This window comes from Dietzia sp. HMSC21D01 (genome assembly GCF_001815995.1).
GTDB classification, from domain to species: Bacteria; Actinomycetota; Actinomycetes; order Mycobacteriales; family Mycobacteriaceae; genus Dietzia; species Dietzia cinnamea.
Map to the genome: position 1 here is coordinate 1 of NZ_KV823605.1, position 3,692 is coordinate 3,692.

General features: G+C 73.9%; 4 protein-coding genes. 2 read left to right on the plus strand and 2 right to left on the minus strand.

The window, feature by feature from the left end; all coding sequences use genetic code 11:
* The first annotated feature begins 279 nt into the window (after window positions 1-279).
* Complete coding sequence (locus HMPREF3086_RS00335; protein WP_070719672.1) at window positions 280-1,356, plus strand: DUF368 domain-containing protein; 1,077 nt, start codon at window positions 280-282, stop codon at window positions 1,354-1,356.
* On the opposite strand, the gene HMPREF3086_RS00340 is transcribed toward HMPREF3086_RS00335, so the two are convergent.
* The gene (locus HMPREF3086_RS00340) at window positions 1,317-2,300 is read right to left on the minus strand and encodes an SRPBCC family protein (protein WP_070719673.1); all 984 of its coding nucleotides are present in this window, start codon (window positions 2,298-2,300) and stop codon (window positions 1,317-1,319) included. The two genes, HMPREF3086_RS00335 and HMPREF3086_RS00340, sit on opposite strands and share 40 nt — an antisense overlap.
* A 40-nt stretch (window positions 2,301-2,340) precedes the next feature.
* Entirely contained in the window at window positions 2,341-2,700 is a 360-nt protein-coding gene (locus HMPREF3086_RS00345) for an ArsR/SmtB family transcription factor (RefSeq protein WP_061228956.1), read from the minus strand.
* A 173-nt stretch (window positions 2,701-2,873) separates the two neighbouring features.
* Here HMPREF3086_RS00345 and HMPREF3086_RS00350 point away from each other — a divergent pair.
* A partial coding sequence (locus HMPREF3086_RS00350) for an SWIM zinc finger family protein (protein WP_210401805.1) occupies window positions 2,874-3,692 on the plus strand: 819 nt, incomplete at its 3' end.

Consider the following 3,692-nt stretch of genomic DNA (forward strand, 5'->3'; position numbering starts at 1 on the left):
CCGGCGCCGGGACCGCCGTCGGGGGCCGGGGACGGGGGCTGCGGTGGCGGGGAGTCGGCGTCCGGGCCGGGCACGGGTGAGGGCAGGGGCCGGGGTGGGTCGCCGTAGCGGTAGGTGCCGTCGGCGAGCGGCGGGTAGTGCATCGGCATGCGCGGTGCCCCTTCCCGTCCGGCATCCAGGGCGATTCTAGTGGCCGCGCGGGTGCCGGGTCGGTCACAGTGGGGACGCGGCCGGGTGCGTCGCTTGGTGCCGGGCGCCCCGGTCGGGGATGCTGGGAGAATGGCTGCCGACTCGTCGACTCCCGCTCACGCCCGCCGCGACCCGGTCGGATCCGGGCACGACCCGGTCGACGACGCCGATCTCGACCCGCGCTCGCCGGTGCCGACGCGGCCGGGTCCGCTCGGGATGGTCGGCAACGCCGTCCGCGGCGCGCTCATCGGCATGGCCGAACTCGTCCCCGGCGTCTCGGGCGGCACGGTGGCCCTGGTGACCGGTGTCTACCCGCGGTTGCTGGACTCCGGCGCGCACGTGGTGGACGGCCTGCGCTCGGCGGCGCTGGGCCCGGACCGTCGGGCCCGCACGCGCGCCGCGTTCCGGCACGTCGACTGGTGGCTGCTGCTGCCGATGGCGGTCGGCATGCTCGCGGTGGTGTTCACCGTGGCCGGGGTGATGAAGGGGTTCGTCGAGGGCAGCCCGGAGATCGCCCGCGGCCTGTTCCTCGGCATGGTGGCCGCGAGCATCGCGGTCCCGCTGGGGATGGCGCGCGCGACCCCGGGCGGACGGAACTGGGTGCTGGGTCTGGTGTTCGTCCTGGGCGCGGTGTTCGCGTTCGTGCTCTCGGGGCTGCCGAGCGGGTCGATCAGCGATCCGTCCTATCTGTTGGTGTTCGTCGCGGCGGCCGTGGCGATCTGCGCCCTGGTCCTGCCGGGGGTCTCCGGGTCATACCTCCTACTGGCGATGGGTCTGTACGCCCCCACGCTCGGCGCGGTCGACGAGCGTGACTTCGCCTACCTGGGCGTCTTCGCGCTCGGCGCGTTGGTCGGCATCTCGCTGTTCGTCAAGGTCCTCGACCGGCTCCTCGAGGACTTCCGCAAGCCCACCCTCGTCGCCATGGCCGGGCTCATGCTGGGCTCGTTGCGTGCGCTGTGGCCGTGGCAGACGGAGGAGGCCGACGTGCTCGCGCCCGGGTCGGACTGGCCCGCCGTCCTGGCCGCGGTGGTGGCCGGCGTGGCGGTGGTGCTGATCGTGCTGGCCGTGGAGAAGGCCTTCGCCGGGAAGACCACCGGCACCGCCGCCACCGGCACCGCCGCCACCGATCAGGCCGCCGACAGCACCTCCGACTCCAACCGCCGGTAGCCGACCTCCATCCCGTCGACCATCCCGGTGCCGAGGATCATCTCGCGCAGCTCGGCGCTCGCGTAGGTGATGACGAGCGTGAGCAGCGTCCCGCCCTCCACGGCGGTGAGGGTCTGCTCGTTGCGGGTGGGCGGCGCGTCGGCGCCCTCCATCGTCTCGGTGAACACCTCGCGGTGTGGCGGGTGGGTCTCCAGCAGCTCACCCGTCAGGGCGAACGGCTCGCCCTCGACGCCCTCCTCGGGCGCCCACTCGAAGCGCGTGGTCTCGCCGGGTTCCGACGCGACCCGGCACCCGACGAGCGCCCAGCCGTCCGGCCCGTGGAACCACCGGTCCAGGACCGCGGGGTCGTGGTGGGCGTCCCAGACCTGCTGCGGGGTCCCGCGCAGGACGCGGGTGAACCGGACCGTCCGGTCGTCGAGGTGCTGCGTCCGCGTGCCGGCGTGGGCCGCGAAGCTGGCGTCGTCGCCGACGACGGCGTCGATCTGACCCATCGCCTCGCGGGTGCCCTCCTCCATGCCCATCGCGACCAGCTGCTCGAGTTCGGAGAGGCTGGCGAAGTGGGAGGTGGTGGTCAGGCGGGAGCCTGCCTCCGTCGCCTCGAAGCTGAACACCATGCGCGTGGTGGGCAGGTCCGTGTCGGGCGTGCCGTCGTCGCGGGTGAACCCGTCGAGCACCTCGAACGAGCGGCCCTCCTCGACCGCGAGGAACTCCCAGTAGCCGCGGGAACGGCTGCCGTCGGGCCCGGTCATGTAGTAGTCCGTCCGGCCGCCGGGGAACACGTCGTGCCGGGTGAAGGTGGCGGGCCACGTCGGCGGGCCCCAGAAGCGTTCGATCTGCCGCGGGTCGACGTAGGCGTCCCACAGGCGACGCACCGGCACCGGGAACTCGGCGACGATGGTCAGGGTCAGTTGGTCGAGATCTTTGTCCACCGATGTCACCGGCATGACGGGCCTTCTTCCTCGCGGGTGGTGCTCGGGCGTGGTGCTAGGCGTGGTGCTGCTCCTCGGCGAGGAGGGCGTCGAGTCGGTCGATGCGTCCCCGCCAGATGTCCTCGAACCCGTCGAGCAGGCTCTGCGCTCGCCGGATCGCGTCGACATCGCCCCGGATCCGGCGCTCTCGGCCGATCCGGTGGTCACTGATCAGTCCCGCCTCCTCCAGGACGTTGACGTGCTTACGGACGGCCGCGAACGACATGTCGTAGTGGTCCGCCAGTTCGGAGACGGTGGACTCGCCGGCGAGCGTGCGCCGGAGGATGTCCCGCCGCGTGGCGTCGGCCAACGCGCGGAACAGTCGGTCCACCTCGTCGTCATCGAGGGCCACCTCATCCGTTCGACATGAAACCATGTGGTATCACGTTAGGCCTGCCCGCGCCCGGGGTCAATACCCCGCGGCGAGCCGACACCGTCACCGCCGGAACGGGCGCCGGGATTCCACAGCCCGCTTCCGTCTCCACAGGGACGGGCGGGTGCCGCCCGGTGAGCGGCCGTCTCGTCGTCGTCGTCCTCTAGCCTGACGGCGTGCAGGCATCGCTCCCGAGGGTTCCCGAGACCGACGTCGCCTCCTTCGTGGGCGCGGCGGCGCTCGGCCGCGCCCGGCGCTACGTCGACGCCACGCGCATCCGGGAGCTGCGGTACGACGCCGCCACCCACCGCCTCGACGCGGACGTCGCGGGCAGTGGCGGCCGGGGCGGCCGCGCCTGGTACTCGACGACCGTCCACCTCACGGCGCCCGACGCGGACGGGTACTCCCGCCCGCGCCGCAGCCTGTGCACGTGCCCCGTCGCGCTGAACTGCAAGCACGCCGCCGCGGTCATGCTGTACGCGGCGACGCTCGCCGACCGGGACGCCGGCGTGCCCGACTGGCGGCGCCAGGCCGAGGAGGCCCTGCGCACGGTCGACGCGGGGCGGGCGTATCAGGAGGCGCCGATCGTCGGGCTGCAGCTGTCGGTGGTGCCCGACGAGCTCGCCCCGGACGGCGGCGCGGGCGGCCTGCAGCCGGGGCTGGGCAACCGGCTCAAGGCGCGGATCGTGGTGCCCGGCAGCGGCGGGCGCTGGAAGTCGGCGGGCGTCGAGTGGGACCGGCTGCGCTACGGCTGGGACGGCGGACTGTCGCTCGCCCAGGCCGCGTGGCTGCGGGCGGTCGACGCGCTCGCCCGCAGTCACCGCCAGGCGCGCGTGTGGCTCGACCTGTGCGACGCCGAGGTCCCCGCCCTGTGGCCGCTCATCGTCACGGCCGCGGAGGCCGAGATGGAGATCGTGCCCGGCGACGGCCTGCGCGAGGTCGTGCCCGGGCCGCCGCGCCGAGTCGGCCTCACCGCGTGGAGTCCGGACGGGTCG